Here is a 16,702-nt window from a genome sequence, read left to right on the forward strand (position 1 = left end):
ACTACTCAGACTATAAAATTAGCTAAAGGGGATTCACCTTGAGCCCGATTGAATTCATTGGAAAGCTCGTGTGGAGCGCATGGCCATTCGTCAAGGAAATGGTTTTGGATGGCAAAAGTCTCGCCTATGCCTTCAGGAACAGTAAGCGCCGCGCGATCTTCAGCATCGTGATCATGGCGAGCTTCACGCTCAACTTAGTGAATCTGAGCGCGGACGTCCGGCTCTTGTCGATTCTCGCGAAGTACCTTGAGGTCGAGAAGGAATACAAGACGTCACGCGCTGAAGTCATCCGGTTGAAGGCACGCGTCGAACGTGACTGCCTGCCGCCCGAGCCTGCTGCCGCTTCGCTGCCCGCAGCGAGCGCCACGCCTCCAGAGCCGCCCCACGCGGCCCCGCCTGATAGCTATCAGGCGCTCAAAAGCACGTTCGCGGGTCTGCAAGCCGCACACCGCTAACTCACCGCAGGAAATCCACCATGCTCAAGTTCCTATTCGGCGCTGGAATCGCGCTGGGCCTCGCTTTGGCCGGCTGCAACAGTTTCAACAAGACCACCTACTCGAAGTCAATCAGGCGGCGATTCGAGCGGGATCGAGCGACCACCCACCGTCGCAGATCAGCGGGCTGGTCGTAATCATTCCGGACATGCGTGTTGATCCGGCCATCGCTAAATCGCCGCCTCCCACGCCACCGGATGAACCACCCCCGGTCACGAAAGGTCTGTGTCCTGCGTACCGCATGCCGACCCTTCCTCGTGCACCCGACGTCCCGATCAAGCAACTGGATGCCATCAAGCCTTCCGACGATGCTGCTGTGGACGCGCTCGCGCGTGCTCACATCGTCGAGTTGCACAACTACATAGACCAGACACAACGCATTCTGAAGAAGTCATACCAGGACTACGTCAAACGCTGTGAGACGCACAAAAAACATATCGAACATCGCGCTAAGTCTTGAGCAAGGTATTTTTGACGTACCTCCCGAATCCCGTAGTCAGAGACCTCAGGATCGGAACAGTGAGCAAAATACGTGAAGACTGGCTTGAGCATGAGATCGAAATGGCCGTTGCTGGTGTCGACCCGTTTGGCACGCGCGGACTAAAGAAGGAAGAGGTCAGGCCGGTGTCTACGGTCTCTACTTCCCCGAGGTGGACCGTGTCTATTTCGGAAAAACCAACAACTTGTACCGCCGCCGGAACAAACACATGTTCGATCTCGCCAATCGGATCCATCCGAATTGGAAAGTTCAAGGCGCATACGACGCTTCGAACGACAAGCGATTCATGTTTCTTCCATTGGCGTTGCAGGAGAAGGAAGACCGCACCCGGGCGGAACAGACTTTGGTCGATCAGTACTGGGAAACCGGCAAAGTTCTCAACATTTCCAAGGATGCGATCGTCCCTGCCAGAGGACAAGTCTTCACCCGGGAGCGCCTTGAACGGATGTCGCTCATTGCGCGCAAGCACTTTGCCGACAACCCCCATGCACGACAACGGCTTTCCGCAGTCGCTAAGGAACAGTGGAGAGATCCGAACTCGCGACAGCTTCTAGTCGAACGGGCACTTCCGAATCTCAAGCTCGGTGTGTCGGCAACATCGAAGAAGGTTCTCGTCGACGGGGTCCTCTACTTGTCTTACAACGAAGCCGGCAGAGCGCACGGGATCCATCACTCTCACGTCAGCTATCGCATTAACAGCAAGGGTTTCCCCACGTGGAAACTCATCGAGCAAGAAGAAATGACAACTGAAACCGAAGTCACAGTCAAGGAACAGACCGCAGATGCGGTCAAAGTAGCAATGGGGATGTCCCTTTATGCTGATGGAGGCGCTTCGCCGAATCCGGGTCCCAGCGGCTGGGGAATCCATGGTTTCCTCTACTCGGACGAGAAGCCGAAGAAGGGAACGGGTAATGGAGGCTGGCTGTTGACTCAGCGCGGCTACATCACCAAGGCCGACGCTACTCACAGGGGCGGCGTGGCTGAAGTAACACCGATTCATTACGTGGACGGTTACGGCTCGATTCTCGTGTCCCATTCGCCCAAGAAGCCGACCAACAACGTGGGCGAGCTGATGGCTGCGACGCGCGCACTCGAGCACGCGATCAACTACGAGATCAAACGCGTGCTGGTCACTACCGATTCTCAGTACGTGCGCAAGGGCATCGAAGAGTGGGTCGAAGGCTGGCAGCGTAACGGCTGGTTGAAGCGTGACGGCGAACCCGTTGCGAACGATGGGCTGTGGAAGGAATTGATCGCAGCGAAGCAGCGACTCGTTGACCGGGGCGTCGAAGTGGCGTTCGCCTGGGTCAAGGGGCACGACGGTCATCTGGGCAACGACATTGCCGACAAGCATGCAACCCTCGGCGTTCTGCTTTCGCAGCAAGACATCTTCAAGAGCGACGTGACGACCACGGTCGCTGACGGCTACTGGAAGTACGATAGCGAACGCCATCCGATGTTGGCAAACCGCCGGATGTACTTCAACACGGTCAAGGAATATCAGAAGCCGGGCGAATACTATCTCGGCGAGCATGGAACCGAAGACGACCTGCTGGGCAAGCGCATCAGCGATGGCGCGTACTCGGTCGTGCGACTGAAAGAAGCTGATCCCTCCATCGAGTTCGTGCGTAACCATACGACCGATCTCGCGTGCGGGATGGATTCCATCGTCATGATTCGACTCGATCAACTCTTCAGCGCGGTCACCCACAAGGAAGTCATGCGTTATGGGACGATCGCGATGCCACGGGCGAACCTCGGGCGACTCGATCTGAACTGCTTGGACGAGGAACCGGGGCCGGGCCACAAGCGAAAGCCTCTGACGCGAGAGTGCCGTCCTCCCAAGCTTGCCATGCGTGCTGTCGAGGCGCTCTCCGATCTGATCGACAAGCTCGAAATGTATCAGGCTGCGAACCCGCTCGTGACTGCGACGGACCTGACCGAGATACTTTATGAGACACGTGAGAAGCCTGTCGGTAAGAAGGGGGAAACGGTCTCAACCATGGAGCTGCGTCCGCAGTTTGTGGTTGGCTTTGCAGCACTCGAGGTTCAAGCAAACTACCGCGACGGAGACGGGACTGCACAGGTTCCGGTTACCCTCACGCTGGGCATCGACTTGCTCAATCGCAATTCGCTCAAGCGTCTGGAGAAGACTCAACCCAAGGTCACCCTACTTACCTGGCTGGAATCCCCCACGGCGTTCCGATACGCCACTGTGGTGGAAGCAGACGGGGACGTCGGGATCTGGGCGGGCGTCTACTCGAACCTCCGCATGGTCGTATAACCCTTTCCACGTCCTTTTAAGGCATGGCACTCCCAGGACAACGTAGGCCCGTTCTGGCTGCCCTGCCGTTCAGGAGTTTTTTCAATGAATCGTGTCACAGACGTCATTCGAGGCCGGTTCTCGGGTGTCACCGTCGGCATGCGAGTGCGTTTTTCAAGCATGCTCGATCGTCATCTGCCCCAACGCACCAAACGGTTGTTGTTCCTGGCTTCGTTCTCGGCGCAGCTGAAGGCGCCGCAGGAGTTCAACCGCGACATGTTGCACAAGCTGAACAAGATGCTGGACTTGTCGACGGATGATGCGGCGCTCAAGTTCCCCATCCACATCAGCCGTGCGATCTGGCGAAACCGTCCGTTCGAAATGGGCGTGCGATTCGACACCAGAACGCTGCAAGATCAGACGGATGTGCGGGGATTGGGGATGCGGATCGTATCGGCTATGCCAAAGTGGCTACGCTATGGCGACGATTGCCGGATGCTGGGCGATGTCGAGCGACTGTTGCGCAACTGGCAACAGGTGGGCGCATAGCGACGCACGTCATAGAAGCCAGAGAGGGCCTCGCGGTCCCCTCTGGCTCTTATGCCGCTTGCTTACTTGCTGAATGCCCGGATGGCAACGCCCATCGAGTAGTTCACGGCCGTCACGAAGGCCTGCACCTTGTAATACACAGCGCTGTACATCTCGAGCTGCGAGGCGATCTGGTACGCCCCTTCCGAGAGCTCCGTCACCACCTGCGGCGACACGCCTTCCAGTTCGTTGCGTTGAACCTTTCGCTCGATGGCATCGAGCAGCTGACCCGCCTCCTCGATCTTCTTGCTGAGCATGCGACGGTTGACCGAGTCCATCTGCTCGCTCACCGCGTTCGTCAGATTGAAAACGCTCTTCCAATCCGCGTTGCGGGCTACCACGTCCCCGAAGGTCCGGTCGGCTTTCGTCGATCCCGGCTGAAAGCAGGCGCCCAGTTGCTGGTTGTCCAGGTCGCGGGTTCCCTGCAGCTTCTTGTAGTAGCTGGAGTTGAACTCGGAGCTGAACTGGTGATCGTGGTTGGTGACGAGCTGACCCAGGAACAGCGTGTAGAGCGAGAGCTGGTCCACAATCTTTGTGGCATTTTCCACCGCCTGCGAAAGCGCTTCGCCATAGACGAGATAGGGAACCTTCAGGCCTTCCGGCACGCGCGCCGGCAGCGGCGAGATCGACACGTAGTTCCGGCCCGCGATCGCCTCCAGAAACACCTTCTGCTGGCTGGTGATAGGCGCCGTCGATTTGTCGTTCGGGGATACGAGGTTGTAAAGGTCGCGGAAGCCCGCCTGGATGGCCGGGAAGACCCGATGCAAAAGACTCCCGGTGTCTTGCAGGGTGAAGGCTTCAAGCGCCACCACGGCGCGTTGGTTCTCGAGCAGAGTCGTCATAAGGGGTCCGGTGTGAAATAAGCAATAGGGCAGTTCATAAAAATGTACGAAGTCAAATCCATCTTTTGCGCAAGCGTTAGTTATCGAACATAGACGTCCTTACGAACGAGCAGAAGATGACGATTGACTTAAGAACAAAGCTGACACCAGCACCGAATGTCAAGGTGATGATCAATATCGGAGCGGGCTTCGACATTCCGACCGGCCACTACATCAAGGGTCGTCGCAACGAGTCGATCCTGAACGGTGGTTTGGCGCCGTTGACCGGCATTACGGGTATCGGCAACAACTTCAAATCTACGACCGAGCACTACATGATGCTGACCGCGATGTCACGCATGCTGTACTCGGCAGCAAAGACGTACGACACCGAAGTCAACATCCACGAATGGCACTACCGCGAATTCGTCGCCCGAACGGAAGCGTTCCACGGCGAGGATGTGCTGGAGTCGCAGCGCTGGTCGATCACCGACAAGACGGTCTACGTCGGCGATGAGTGGTACAAGAACCACAAGAACGAGCTGGAGGAGAAGAGCAAGCGGAAGGACATCATCGTCAATACGCCATTCTTCAATCGCGAGCGCACGGGCGCATTCACCATGCTGATCCCGACGTTCACCGAGATCGACTCGTTCACCGAGTTCGAGACATCGGACGTGATCGAAATGCAGGACAAGAACGATCTGGGCGAATCCGGCGGCAACACGATTCACATGCGTCAGGGCCTGGCGAAGCTGCGTATCTTGATGGAAGCGCCGCGTCTGCACGGTCAGGCCTACGACTACCTCCTCATGACTGCACACCTCGGCAAAGAGTCGACGATGCAGAATGCCGGTCCGGCCGGCTCCGTGCCGATCCAGAAGCTCAAGCACCTGAAGAACGGCGACAAGATCAAGGGTACGACCGACAAGTTCACCTTCATCACGCACAACTGCTGGCACTGCTACAACTCGGCGCCCTTGCTCGACGGCAACCGCGCGCCGGAGTATCCGCGCAATCAGGACGACACGCTCAAGCTCGACACCGATCTGAACACGGTGCAGCTGCGCAATCTGCGCTCGAAGTCAGGCGCATCTGGCATGGCGTTCACGCTGATCGTGTCACAGTCGGAAGGTGTGTTGCCGTCTCTCACCGAGTTCCATCACATCAAGGAACAGGGTCGCTACGGGCTGGAAGGCAACAACATCAACTACAGCCTCGTGCTGTATCCGGACTGCAAGCTGCAACGCACAACGGTTCGTCGCAAGATCGACAATGATCCGCTGCTGCGCCGGGCGCTCAACATCACGAGCGAGATGTGCCAGATGAGCTATCTGTGGCACACCATGGCGCCGGAACTGAAGCTGACGTCGAAGCAACTCTTCGACAGCCTGAAGGCACTGGGCTTCGACTGGAACGTCCTGCTGACGACCCGCGGCTGGTGGACGCATGAGCTGGGCGAAGCGCACGAGCTGCCGTTCCTTTCGACGATGGACCTGCTGCGCATGACGCTGCCGAAGGAACACCCGGACCATTACTTCCCGTACTGGATGGGTGAAGACAAGCGTCCGCTGCCGCAGTATCAAGAACTGATTCAACGCATTGCCGAACGCGACGGTCTCCTGCACGCGATGGCAGCCTAATCAAGAGGTCCCTATGGACGCAGACAAGCAAGAAAAGATCTCGCAAGTTCACCCCTACCTGCAAGCAAACCTCGCAGTCGTGATGGATCCCGTCAACGGCACCTTTAAGTTCCGCGTCGGCGAGGAAGTTCGCCACACCAAGGGCGGCGTCTACATCATCACGGGCCTGCCGAGCGAGTACGTGCTCGAGCATTCCCGCGAGCCGGCTTACGCGTACATGATGATCGACGGCCGCATCTGCGTTCGTTCGCAGGCGGAGATGGAAGACGGTCGATTTGAATCCGTTCCGGAAGGAACTGCCCTCGCCTACGCTGCCGAGAAGCAAGCCGCTGACCGGTGAATCGTGCTGCCGCGCTCAATGTGCGGTAGCGCACGTTAATAAGATTACTAGAGAATTTTTACTGCCATGACTCATGATGTAGAAGAAACCTCCACCGAGGTACCCGCAGGTGAAGCCATCGAGAATCTCGTCGCCCACGTGACGCAACTTCTCATCGCCAAGGACCATCCGAATCCGGAAGCATGGAAGCAGTATCTCCAGCCCGGCGTGGACACCCTGCCCGATCCAGACTACCAGCAGTTCGCGATCAATCGCGCATGGCGTGTGATCCTCGGCAAGCTCAACGAGGCCAAGGGCGTCGACACGATGGACGTGCGTTACTGCCTGATCGATCAGAAGGGTTCGGTGGAGAACTGGAAACGTCTGTTCGAAATGGGAGTCCTGCCTTGCATCATCGAGCACTCGCTGCCCCTCTCGGAATGATCGAGCACTGTGCGTTGTCACATGCAGCAATCGGCGACTTCGGTGAGGCGATTGTCGTGGCCGGTGGTCGTAACTTCAACGACTACGCACAGTTCGTCGATTGCCTCGAAGCGTATCTCTGCATGGAGCTTCCCACGGCTCGACCGATCTTCATCTCTGGGAAAGCCAGTCGCGGTCCAGATTCTATGATTATCCGATGGTGCCGTGAGAACGGCCGCGCGTGGACTGAGTTCCCGGCAGATTGGGATGATCTGACAGTGCCTGGTGCTGTGATCCGAATCAATCGCCGTGGTAAGCGGTACAACGCTGCGGCAGGTCATTTCCGCAACCGCCTCATGGCTCAACACGCGACTCACGTCGTGTGCTTCTGGGATGGCCGCTCACCGGGCACCCGGAACATGATCGACGAGGCGCGCCGCTGTCAGATCGAACCCAAGATCTTTTTGATCGATCCTGATAGGAAAGAAAGCAATGACCAAAGCTTTAGGGAAGAGAGCCGAGACCGAGGCGTTAGGTGCGGACTCGTCTGAGCAAAAACCGCCAGGTCGCCGCGGACTCTATCTGATTGGTGATCTGACGAACGGGAAGATGTACATCGGAAGTAGCGAAAATGTGCCGAGAAGAGTATCTCAACATTTCAGCGACCTTCGCGGTGAGCGACACAGCAACATTCATCTTCAGAGATCGTTCAACCTGGGACACGTGTTCAGCGTTCAGCCAATCTACACCGACCGGGAAACTGACATTCGCGGCGTTGAAAGAAACCTGATCGAGGAGTTCAATCGAAAAGACTTCCTCTACAACATCGCCCTGGACACGACGGCTCCAACACTAGGGACGAAGTGGACGGAAGAGCAACGGGCGAAGATTCTCGCTTAGCGCGCCGGCTACCGACATTCCCCCGAGACAAAGGAGCGAATTCGGCAGGCCAACCTTGGTAAGACGATGTCAGAGGAGTCACGAAGCAGAATGAGCGCGTCTCGTACTGGCAAAAAGCTCTCCGCTGAACATGTCGAGAACGTCAGGGCAAGCCTAACTGGCAGGAAACACACCGAAGAAGCGAAAGCTCGCATGAGTGTTGCGCAGCGAAGCGTTTCATGGTCCAGAACGACGCGAAGCGATGCGATGCGACAGAATCTTGCCGCAAACATCACCGGTCAGAACAAGCACGGATCTACGCCGGTTACGATCAACGGAGTCGAGTACCCCAGCATTCTCGCCGCGTCGCGAGCGCTAGGCGTTCCGAACCAAACGCTACATTACCGGTTAAGCAAGGGCTACTATGACGACCAAGAATCGTAAGATCACTGAGGATTTCATCCTGAAGTACATCGGAAAACTGATTCCTGGGTCGGAAACGAATGCCCAGTTGTATAAGGACCTGTTCGCCCGGATGGACGACAAGGCGTTCGATGACTGGATGGGCAAGCTCGCTCGCAAGGAAATCCGGCTGGCGATCATCGCGCCGAACCTCTCGAAGGAGAAAGTGACCATCCCCAACAATCTCGCCATCGGCGACGAGCTGGGACACAACTTCTTCGAGCGACTCTGGATCGACAACGGCAACGACATTCCGCCGTATCTCTCGCCGGTAAAGTATCTCGTGGGCGACATCACGCTGCGCCGTCAGGCACAGGTGCTGGTGAAGAAGATCTCGATTCCCGAGGACAATCGCAGCGTCGACGACATGACCGGCCAGCCTTCGGGCAAGTCGGAAGCAAGCAAGATCTCCTACCCGGAAACGCAGGTGCTGTCGGCACTCAAGCTCGACAAGAACATCGCGGAAATGATCAGCTTGCGCGGCGGCGATACACAAGGCTTTAACGCAATGAACGACAGCTTCGCTCGTACGGGCGGAGCGTCACAGAAGGCCATCGAGCATCTGCGCGGTGGCGTGAAATCCACGCAGGCACTGAACACCATCCTAACGGCAATGCACTATCAGGTGTCAGGCCTCGTAACCTAAGGAGACGGAGCATGAGTCTCCTACCCAACGAACTCATCGAAACCGGCGAAGTCTTCGTGGCAAGCATGCAGCACGTGCTAGCTAACTGCATGCGCATGAGCGAAGAACGTTACGGCAAGCTTTCGAAGTTCGTGTACTCAATGGTGCTGGCTGAAAAGCCGTACATGATCGCAAGCCCGAAAGGCGTTCAGCATGCGATCGAACTTGTTTTCGAAGATGAAGTGATCCGCGACTTTGTCTTCACGTTGGGCTTCACCTTCCTCGCGCGTTGGGGCGGTTTGGGTCGCTATAGCGAGTTGGTGCAAGCCCTTGCATTTGCAGTAAGTGGGGACGGCAATCCTGTTCGAGGACAGGAATCGCTCGTCATGATGCCCGCCGAAATCGGGGATCTCTTGCCTGATCCCGAGGGTGTGCTGACTCTCCTTCAACAAAACAAATGGCTGGTGACGCTGTTGATGATCCAGCTGTTCGTTCTCGTCCCGGAACCTCCGAAGGCGAGCAAACGCAACGTGCAAGACCAAGCGCGCGATACGACTAACCCGTAAAGCGTGCGAACATGGCAGCCAATAAAAAGATCGAGACGATTCTGGTGGAGCTTGACTGCTTGCTGGATACACGTCTGGGAACAATCGAACGCATGGGCGAAGAACTCGCCGCTCGCGTTCTGACGCCTGCTTACCTGGCCAGGGAGCAGGATGTCTTTGACGGCGTCGATCGGGAAGCCTTCCGGCAACTCTATCAAGCCCGTGATGTTGAAACACTGAAGCACTCGAAGGTTACGGCGCTAACAACTCGGTTTCGCGAACTCACCACGTTCCTGACCGAGATGGCGATCGAGCGTCCCTATTTCGATGGGGTCCAGATTGCTGTAAATACGTTTCCGTACGTCCTCGATGCAGCGACGGCAGACGCAATTGGCAAAGCTGTGACGGCTTGGATTGGGGGCAACGTCCCCGTCGAACTCGTCTCTATCCGCCCTGAGCAACTGACGCCCGCAGTCGTGAAGACGCATTACGCAATGCTGTTCATGTACGAGTACGAAGCCTGGATGAACATGCACGCGGAGGCATTCAAGGATACTCGGCTCAATGAGGTCCACCTTATCGCCCCTGCGCTGTACTTCAATGAGAAACCGGACGAGAAAACCCTGAAGTCACTCGTCCGCGACGCGGCTCATCCGTTCATTGCGATGACCATGCTCGCCTCGCCACTTGTCGGGCTCGAACTCATCGACATCAGGTATTTCAGCATAGTTTCAGCACCGTAAGACGACCGGCATAAACCCCCTCCCACTCCCCGCCCGATTCTTTCTGGGCAGGTTGTGGGAGGAGGTTAGACGCGCGGTTACACGTCTTGCTGGCCCACTCCTCGGTCAAAGGATTGGGCCATAAAGGTGTCGACGTCCATCTGGGGAGCATCCGTTGCGATCTCCCCAGGTACCAAGTGCGGGTCCGGTATGTCGGTAGGCAGCGTCGGAATCGCTGCGCGCGGTGCGTCGCCTCGGCCCGCGTGATTGATGCCCGGCGCGGTGAGCACCTGCGCGATGAGTGCAGCGGCGGCCTGTGCGGACGCGGCTGTTTTCTCGTCGGTCTTCAAGCGCTTCTTGCCGAGAGCTGAGCGGTCCATGCCGTCAAGCGCTTGCAGCAGCACCATCTTGTCGCCACGTTCGAGTTCCTTCAGCTTCTCGCCGTTGGTGCCCATCATCTGCGTGACGATCTGCTGGCGCTTGCGCTGTGTGAAGTTGAGAACCTGGTCCTCGTTCTCGATGACCTCTATGTTTTGAATCGCCGCATCCGAACCACTGGTTTCAGGGACGCGGTCATATTCATCCTGTTCATACGGGCCGGACATAGTCCACCTCCAATAAAAGCTCAAAAGAATCTCGGGTACATATTATTTTCATGAGCGATTTACGTGAGGTATTCGTTAATCAAGCATCTTCACAAGACATTTTACAAATCGGAGTAAAGAAATGAGGCGATGGATTAGCCGGTGGGAGAACCACTGGCGAGAGCGCCGTGTTCAGCGAGAGTACGCCGCGCTGAGAAAGCAGACCGTTGCGCTCTCAAACTACCACCCGGGCCGGAAGACTTTGGAGGATCTTCTCCGCACCTTGGATGTCGCGCGCTTTGCGTCGTTTCGCAACTCTCACGCTGTGGGCATCGAGATCAAGCCGTTCTACCCGACGATCGATGTCTACCAGCGCGAAATTAAGATCATCAACTCTTACCTCACGCGTGAGGGAGCGCTGCCTACCACCTGGGCGACGCTCGACGCCCGACCCATGGGACTGGATCACTTCTTCACGTCGGCGGAAGGTTTTTACCTGAATGTGGCGGATTCGCTCGCCGCGTTCAAAAGAGACGCGTTGATCCTATGTACGTTGATGGAAAACAGCGATAATGCCGCCCTCGGCGTACATGAGCACAATTTGCGGATGCTGACCAAACTCCTGGTCAACGTTCGACTCCTGGTGTTGACCCTCGTCGATCTCAGCTTCGAGATCGGTAAATGAGGTCTCGACCCTACATTAAGCAGTCTAATCAAGCAGGTCAATCAAGCAGGTCCACAAGGAAGCTAATATGGCACGCAACCCTTTCCAACGCATCCTGCATTCCGAGGATAAAGGCGTTAGTAAGACTTCGGGCGCGAACGGGGTTCTCTCGCGTCTGTGGCGACAGATGTTGATGGATTTGAATATCGGTCCCGCTCGCTACGGTGATCTCATGCGCGATTTTGTCACCGACATTCGCAACGGCATCGCGCCGACGCGAAAAGACCAGACGAGCGCGCGCGGCAACATCACGAAGGAATTCGCACGGCCCCAGATGACCTGGAAGGTCTTCATGAAGGCGCTGCGTTTCCTGCAAGTCGTCAGAGTCGAATTTGCGATCAAGTGCCATTACGCTAACGGCCGTACGACCACGCACGGCACGACCGTGGACTTCGGCAGCCGTCCGCAAATCAACCAGTTCCTGGAAGAGCTGCAGGTGACTACCCCGACCTCGCCCGAACTCGAGGATGAACAGGTGCGCGAATTCTGCGGCGTCATCGCCCAGACCGTGATGTTCCCCTTCGAATCGGAGACTGAACATCCGACCGGAAACAACGCCAGCGCCGGTGCGGCCGGCAAAGAACAGCCCGTGGTTCTCACAGCTGATCTCTACGAAGCCCGCACGCTCCAGAGCGAGCGTCTTGACGAAAGCATTCACGCGCTCGGCGCCGTCCAGAAAGAAGCTGAGCAGATGTACCAGCGCTACCTGGCGGACAAAAACAACGGAATTACCCACTATGACCACGAGCGCCAATAACAGGCTCCCCGCCTTGCTGATTCCGAGGACGGCATTCGATCCTGAGAAAGACGGGCAAACCCACCTCAACGTTTCGACGAATGGCAAGACCGAGCTTGGTCGTAAGCTCGCGCACTTCGCCGTTACGAAGTTCGTTCACCCGATCTACGGGCCCTTCAAGTCGATGGAGGGTTTCTGGCACTTCATCAAGTGCGAGGACATGGACGACAATTTCCGCGTGCTGACAGCCAGTCGCGCGAAGGCGTATGCCAAGACGAAGAAGATGGTGTGGCGGGAACACTTCGTCGACGTCATCAACGAAGCGAACTTCCACAAGATCGTTCAAAACGAAGACATCAAGCAGGCGATGATCGAGTCCGATCTGCCGTTCGCGTACTACTACATGTTCGGTCCGGAACAGCTCCAGATCTTCCCGCAGCAAGCGACCTGGCTGTGTGCAGGTTTCAACCAGATCCGAGAGCTGCTGAAGAAAGGCGAAATCATGCCTGCGGCACCGAAGGTTCTATTCGTAGAGCCGCAGCCGGCGACGCCCTGAGCGGAGCTGTCAATCAATGCAAGGAGGACACTTTCGGGTGTCCTCTTTTTTTGCCCGTAGGAGTGTTTCATGCCTGTGAACGTGTTGGCATCCCCAAGTTTTCTAACGGGACCGCAGGACAACCTGGTCACCGTTGACGTCTACACCGGCACCTCCGGCGGCATTGTCAATTCGATCAAGAGCCTGGAGGCGAAGTACAACGTCGATCTGATCGGTATGCTGCGCGCCGGAGCAGCGGCTGCCCAACTCGTCCCAATCGTCGAGGGCATCGCCAATGGCAAGCTGTTGATGAACCCACAGGCAGCCCTTGCGCGGCTGCTGACCGCCTCCAATCGACTCGTGGCCGCGGTAGGTGGTACGTCGCTCAACAGCGCCTTCAGCGCTCTCTCATCGGGTGTGCAGTCGGCAATTGGCGAAGCCGGTCAGGTGCTGGGTCAAGTAGAGGCAACCGTAGGTGGCGTCGTCAACACGATCGTGAACGGTGCGGTCGGTGACATTCAGGCCCTGGGCTCGGTCATCAACGGATTCGCCAATGACGCGGGTGCATTCCTGATGGTCGACACGCAGGCGCTCGCGGGTATGGCTGCCGGGGTCATCAATCAGTGTGCGAAGTACGGCATTTCGGGCGCGTTCGAACAGATGGTGTCCCGGATTAGCAATCCGTACGTGCTCAATTCGATCATTGCTCAGACGCTCCCGAGTCTGGTCCGCACGGGCGATCTGACAAGCCTCCAGAGCCTGTCCCTGATCGCAAGCAGCGTCGGTATCTCCGCAGTCAACCCGAGCCTTCTGCCGAGCTTCGTGCAGTCCTACAACCGCTCCTTGATCGGCAGCGTCATTCAACGCACACCTTACCAAGACGGCGCCACGTACGTGCAGATGATGGACACGTTCAACACGGCCGATCCGACGTGGAACGTATCGACACGCAGCAGTGATGGCGACGACGATGACGCGGTGGACATCTCGAGTCTTCTTGGCGGAACGGACGATTTCACGAGTGTGCTGGCTTCGGGGGTGATGAACTCATCCGATCCCGTCGAGCAGATGAACGGGCTCGCCACGGTCTATCAACCGAGCGACGTGGACAGCGATCTCAAGGCGATGTATCCATCGACCTACATTGATCCTGCTCTGCGCTCCACGGGCGTGCCACTCGAACCTGAGCAGGCTGCGATCGCAACACCAGCGGTCGACGCCTCGACCAGCAAGACTGCTGTGCCGGCGCCGACCACGTACCAGAACATAGGTGGCACGACCTATCGCGTGACGAATGATGGAAACGGTGAAGGCTGGACGTCTACAGGCATCAACTTCGGCGATGGCGTTGCGCACGGAGATGGTACCAACAACTACTATCCCGTGAGTAGCGGCGAGGCCACACCTGCGACTCCTCCCGCAAGTGACCGCGTTGCTAGTCAACCGAACCCTGCTACCTACCAGACCGTCAACGGGCAGACCTACCAGACCGTCGCCAACCAGTATGGCGGCACGGAGACCTACCTGGTTGCGAAGGGCAAAGGCAACGGTCAAGCATGGACCAGTACCGGCATCAACTTTGGTGGGCTGGATCACGGCGACGGGACTGACAACTACCTCGCAGTGGATCCGGTAACGCTGCAGCGTCTCAACAACTGACGGCATAAGGGCCCGGCGTGACCCGGGCCCTTATGCCGTCGCATCAAGTCTTGTTGGTACCCTTGAAGAACATGCCGACCATTCGTGATGGAAGCAGATCGCCTGCCATGCTCGCAAAATGAGCAGGTGTGAGCCAGCTGCGCCACTGAGCCATCTGCATGGTGAGGTTCAACTTGAACCGCCGCATCATGTAAATCTGATCCGCTAGGCCCATCCCACCCAGCACCGCCATATAGTCGGCGAATGGATTGTCGCCGTCGAACAGACCGTTGAGCGTATCTTGAACGTTATTGATCGTGTCGACGACCGCGCCTCCGGCTCCAAGTACCGCCGCACCTGCAGTTCCACCGATTGCCGCTCCACCTGCTGCGCCTCCAACGGTACCGACCGGCCCTGCCGCACTGCCTGCGACGCCACCAGCAACACCACCGACCGCAGCACCGACCTCAAAGCCGAGATCACCGAGTGCTTGAGCCGATGCGTTCGTCAGACCCTGTGAAATCGGGAGATAAATCAGATTCGACAAGTCGAGCACACTGAAGGTCACATCACTCCCCATCGCGTTGCCTTGATCATCGAATCCGAGATTGCCTACACCGCGTGTGACCTGCAAGCTATCGATGATGCCCAATCGGACCTGACGACGGCCACGGTCATACAACTCACAGAGGAAGGGCGACGTGTACGACTGTGGGCCAGTCGCCAATGGCAGCGCGCCCGCGAGCAGCATAGCAAGCGGAAGGTAAAGGTTCATCAACTGCGAAACGGGATTACCGTACGGACTTCTTAGCTGGACCGAATACGTCGAACGGCCGAGTTCTGCAGACGCCGATGTCCAATGCTTCGGGATGTCCACGAATGCGGAACCACCAAGCGACGCAATACCGGATATTCCGAGTCCATCCGCGATTCCGCTCACAACATCGGCAGCCGTGCCGACAATGGCTCCTAAGGTCTTGCCGATGAGTCCGTCGCTAAGATTCCCATTAGCCATGTCGAACCGTGTCTCGCGCGACTGACTCGACATCGTGTTTATCTTGCTGGCGAGAGGCGAGTCACCCGTCTGATTTGAGAACGACTCTGCCACGGGCCCTGTCGTATCGACTCGAAAGCTGACGAAAGCCGAACCATCATCCAACTCGGCCTTAAAGAACTCGAAGAGTCCGCTGTTCCCGACCGGCGTCGTGTCGAGGGCTTCCGATCCTGAGTCGCTGGTACTAGTCGAATCACTTGGCTTCGAGTTGGACGTTTTCAGCCAGGTTTTGAGGTAGTCCGGGAAGTTGGGTCGCTTATCGTCCGTCAGCTTATTTTGCGGGCTGAACAAGGACCCGATGGCCGAACTGAGGTTCACAGACGAGTCGCCCAGGACTTGCATTTCATTCTGGTGCTGCTTGCGCTGGAGACGCTTTGCACGAGTAGCCAGTGCATAGACATCGATACCGCCCTTCTCGAAGAAAATGTCGGGCAGCAGATCATGGAGTCGAGAATTGCCGGTCTGGTCGAATGCGTAATTATCCGCAATGGTCATATTCACGGTCGCGTCAGCAACCGCTTCGCCGGCTCGCGGGATCACGCCCTTGTTCACCGCGATCTGGTTCACGATCGTCTGCACGACCTGCCAATACACCGGCATCGCAGGCTTCAGATAGTAAAACTTCGATGAAGGCTTGTTCTGGAGAAACCTGAGCCCCACGCCAAGCGCTAGGAGGCCAAGCAACTTCCAGCTCATCACCGACACAACGAAGCCCGCTGCTCGACCGATGTTGTAGACTGCGTCGGTTGATCGGCCTGTTCGCGCGACCATTCCCGCGCCGCTGCTGTAAAAGTGCGTGAAGAACTGCGTGAGTGAGTTGAACTGCGGCACACCGAAACGCATGTGGATCACTTGCGAGTGATCGTCGATAGCTTCCGAGTAGTAGATACCCATCCCCTTGCCGCCGCTCTTTCTGGAGGGTGCTTTGGGATCTGCGAAGCTCGTGAACTGCGGCGGGGGATTGATCGCGAAGTTTCCGCCCGGCGTGGTGTCGGTGTACTTCAGGCTTGCTGTAGTGTAAAAGCGGTTCTGCTTATCGACGTCGCTGAGATCCTTGGCGCTCACGAGGAACGCGTTTCTCACCCAACTCACATCGGACACGCTGGTTAATGGAGCTGCCACGTTGGACTCCTAAATCTCGCGAAAAA

General features: G+C 57.2%; 18 protein-coding genes. 15 read left to right on the plus strand and 3 right to left on the minus strand.

Features of this window, described 5'->3' with window-relative positions; genetic code table 11:
- Positions 1 to 38: 38 nt before the first annotated feature.
- The 4 genes from AWB81_RS08905 (at position 39) to AWB81_RS08920 (ending at position 3,805) form a co-directional block, all read left to right on the plus strand.
- Positions 39 to 455, plus strand: a complete 417-nt coding sequence (locus tag AWB81_RS08905) for a hypothetical protein (RefSeq protein WP_144444103.1) — start codon at positions 39 to 41, stop codon at positions 453 to 455.
- A gap of 187 nt (positions 456 to 642) precedes the next feature.
- A complete protein-coding gene (locus AWB81_RS08910; RefSeq protein ID WP_144444104.1) occupies positions 643 to 954 on the plus strand; it encodes a hypothetical protein in 312 nt (103 codons plus the stop codon).
- A 247-nt stretch (positions 955 to 1,201) separates the two neighbouring features.
- Positions 1,202 to 3,277 carry a ribonuclease H family protein gene (locus AWB81_RS08915; protein WP_062634310.1) on the plus strand — a complete coding sequence of 692 codons (2,076 nt, stop codon included), beginning with the start codon at positions 1,202 to 1,204 and terminating at the stop codon, positions 3,275 to 3,277.
- An 84-nt stretch (positions 3,278 to 3,361) separates the two neighbouring features.
- On the plus strand, positions 3,362 to 3,805 hold the full coding sequence (locus AWB81_RS08920) for a hypothetical protein (protein WP_062634312.1): 444 nt from the start codon (positions 3,362 to 3,364) through the stop codon (positions 3,803 to 3,805).
- A 62-nt stretch (positions 3,806 to 3,867) separates the two neighbouring features.
- On the opposite strand, the gene AWB81_RS08925 is transcribed toward AWB81_RS08920, so the two are convergent.
- Positions 3,868 to 4,686: a hypothetical protein gene (locus AWB81_RS08925; protein WP_062634314.1), complete on the minus strand. Its 819-nt coding sequence runs from the start codon at positions 4,684 to 4,686 to the stop codon at positions 3,868 to 3,870.
- 116 nt (positions 4,687 to 4,802) lie between these two features.
- Between AWB81_RS08925 and AWB81_RS08930 the strand changes: the two genes are divergently transcribed.
- The 7 genes from AWB81_RS08930 (at position 4,803) to AWB81_RS08965 (ending at position 10,304) form a co-directional block, all read left to right on the plus strand.
- Complete coding sequence (locus AWB81_RS08930) at positions 4,803 to 6,308, plus strand: hypothetical protein (protein ID WP_144444105.1); 1,506 nt, start codon at positions 4,803 to 4,805, stop codon at positions 6,306 to 6,308.
- A 13-nt stretch (positions 6,309 to 6,321) separates the two neighbouring features.
- On the plus strand, positions 6,322 to 6,648 hold the full coding sequence (locus AWB81_RS08935; protein ID WP_062634318.1) for a hypothetical protein: 327 nt from the start codon (positions 6,322 to 6,324) through the stop codon (positions 6,646 to 6,648).
- Positions 6,649 to 6,714: 66 nt separating this feature from the next.
- On the plus strand, positions 6,715 to 7,071 hold the full coding sequence (locus AWB81_RS45650) for a hypothetical protein (protein WP_159938856.1): 357 nt from the start codon (positions 6,715 to 6,717) through the stop codon (positions 7,069 to 7,071).
- Between the two features lie 471 nt (positions 7,072 to 7,542).
- Entirely contained in the window at positions 7,543 to 7,950 is a 408-nt protein-coding gene (locus AWB81_RS08945; RefSeq protein ID WP_087134865.1) for a GIY-YIG nuclease family protein, read from the plus strand.
- Between the two features lie 403 nt (positions 7,951 to 8,353).
- On the plus strand, positions 8,354 to 9,037 hold the full coding sequence (locus AWB81_RS08955; RefSeq protein WP_062634327.1) for a hypothetical protein: 684 nt from the start codon (positions 8,354 to 8,356) through the stop codon (positions 9,035 to 9,037).
- Between the two features lie 11 nt (positions 9,038 to 9,048).
- The gene (locus AWB81_RS08960; RefSeq protein WP_062634329.1) at positions 9,049 to 9,582 is read left to right on the plus strand and encodes a hypothetical protein; all 534 of its coding nucleotides are present in this window, start codon (positions 9,049 to 9,051) and stop codon (positions 9,580 to 9,582) included.
- 11 nt (positions 9,583 to 9,593) lie between these two features.
- Positions 9,594 to 10,304, plus strand: coding sequence for a hypothetical protein (locus AWB81_RS08965; protein ID WP_062634331.1), 711 nt, complete (start codon positions 9,594 to 9,596; stop codon positions 10,302 to 10,304).
- A 77-nt stretch (positions 10,305 to 10,381) separates the two neighbouring features.
- Here AWB81_RS08965 and AWB81_RS08970 read toward each other — a convergent pair whose 3' ends face one another.
- Positions 10,382 to 10,888 carry a hypothetical protein gene (locus AWB81_RS08970; protein ID WP_062634333.1) on the minus strand — a complete coding sequence of 169 codons (507 nt, stop codon included), beginning with the start codon at positions 10,886 to 10,888 and terminating at the stop codon, positions 10,382 to 10,384.
- Positions 10,889 to 11,009: 121 nt separating this feature from the next.
- Between AWB81_RS08970 and AWB81_RS08975 the strand changes: the two genes are divergently transcribed.
- From AWB81_RS08975 to AWB81_RS08990, 4 genes are all read left to right on the plus strand, one after another.
- Positions 11,010 to 11,552 carry a hypothetical protein gene (locus AWB81_RS08975; RefSeq protein WP_062634336.1) on the plus strand — a complete coding sequence of 181 codons (543 nt, stop codon included), beginning with the start codon at positions 11,010 to 11,012 and terminating at the stop codon, positions 11,550 to 11,552.
- Positions 11,553 to 11,619: 67 nt separating this feature from the next.
- Positions 11,620 to 12,348, plus strand: a complete 729-nt coding sequence (locus tag AWB81_RS08980; RefSeq protein ID WP_144444106.1) for a hypothetical protein — start codon at positions 11,620 to 11,622, stop codon at positions 12,346 to 12,348.
- Positions 12,329 to 12,883 carry an NADAR family protein gene (locus AWB81_RS08985; RefSeq protein WP_144444107.1) on the plus strand — a complete coding sequence of 185 codons (555 nt, stop codon included), beginning with the start codon at positions 12,329 to 12,331 and terminating at the stop codon, positions 12,881 to 12,883. The genes AWB81_RS08980 and AWB81_RS08985 overlap by 20 nt, the downstream gene beginning before the upstream one ends.
- 69 nt (positions 12,884 to 12,952) lie before the next feature.
- The gene (locus AWB81_RS08990; protein ID WP_062634343.1) at positions 12,953 to 14,521 is read left to right on the plus strand and encodes a hypothetical protein; all 1,569 of its coding nucleotides are present in this window, start codon (positions 12,953 to 12,955) and stop codon (positions 14,519 to 14,521) included.
- A gap of 43 nt (positions 14,522 to 14,564) precedes the next feature.
- On the opposite strand, the gene AWB81_RS46395 is transcribed toward AWB81_RS08990, so the two are convergent.
- Positions 14,565 to 16,676, minus strand: a complete 2,112-nt coding sequence (locus tag AWB81_RS46395; protein WP_200822477.1) for a DUF8550 family phage structural protein — start codon at positions 16,674 to 16,676, stop codon at positions 14,565 to 14,567.
- Positions 16,677 to 16,702 lie beyond the last annotated feature (26 nt).

Source organism: Caballeronia arationis (assembly GCF_001544975.2).
Lineage (GTDB): Bacteria > Pseudomonadota > Gammaproteobacteria > Burkholderiales > Burkholderiaceae > Caballeronia > Caballeronia arationis.